Origin of the sequence: Paraburkholderia sp. A1RI_3L (genome assembly GCF_048957895.1) — a bacterium.
Lineage (GTDB): Bacteria > Pseudomonadota > Gammaproteobacteria > Burkholderiales > Burkholderiaceae > Paraburkholderia > Paraburkholderia kururiensis.
Genome location: NZ_JARCHA010000059.1, coordinates 1 through 768, shown reverse-complemented (window position 1 = coordinate 768; position 768 = coordinate 1). Strand labels below are relative to the sequence as shown.

Below are 768 nucleotides of genomic sequence, written 5' to 3'. Positions count from 1 at the left end.
CGGCTCGTAGCCGAACACACCGCCCGACGCGCGTTCCAGCAGCGCCGGACTCCACAGGTGCTGCATGGCCGTCACCGGCGCGCGCAGTGCGTTTGCGTAGTAGCCGCCGCAGGTGCGCACGAACGCAGGCAGCGTCCACAGCGCGTCGTAGGGCGTGCCGGATATCAGCATGCCGGGCGGCCGGTCGAACATCATGCGTTCGATGTCGATCACGTAATCGTTGGCCACGTGCATGCTCACGATCTTTCCGCCGCGCGCGGCGAAGGTTCTTCCCCATTCCGGGTCCAGTTGCGCGCTCAGTTCGATGACCACGTCGAGCGAACGCTGGGCCGTTGCCAGGTCCATCACGGGAACGGGTGCGAGCGCGAGGAAGTCTTTCGCCTCAGCCGGGTCGCCGTCGCCGCCATTGACGAGATACACCGCTTCGACAAGCGGCGAATGCGCGAGCAGCGTCGCGAGGAAATAGCAGTTCTGGAAGATGCCGTTCTCCCAGATCGACTGGAAGCCCTGGCGCAGGAAGATCGTCACGCCTACCTTGAGACGACGGCCGTTCAGCATGACGCCCTCCCCGGGCCGGTGTTCGACGTCAAGGCGAGCAGCCGCCGCGCGTAGTACGATCCGTTTGCGGCATGGCGCGGCGAAAGCGTTGCGAGGAAGCTGCGGGCGCGCCCTGCGTAACGCTCCTGCTGCGAATCGTGGTGGCGCGCGGCATGCGCGAGCTGGGCAGCGCCCGCTTCAATGTCCGAGTCCGGGTAGTAGTAGCCGAGG

2 protein-coding genes are annotated in these 768 nt (G+C 66.3%); both read right to left on the bottom strand.

Annotation, left to right across the window (positions count from 1 at the left end; all coding sequences use genetic code 11):
- Nucleotides 1–558 (bottom strand): DUF2827 family protein (locus PXJ20_RS32860; protein ID WP_421057509.1); only part of this gene is annotated, 558 nt, incomplete at its 3' end.
- A partial coding sequence (locus PXJ20_RS32855; protein ID WP_421057508.1) for a DUF2827 family protein occupies nucleotides 552–768 on the bottom strand: 217 nt, incomplete at its 5' end. The genes PXJ20_RS32860 and PXJ20_RS32855, both read right to left, overlap by 7 nt.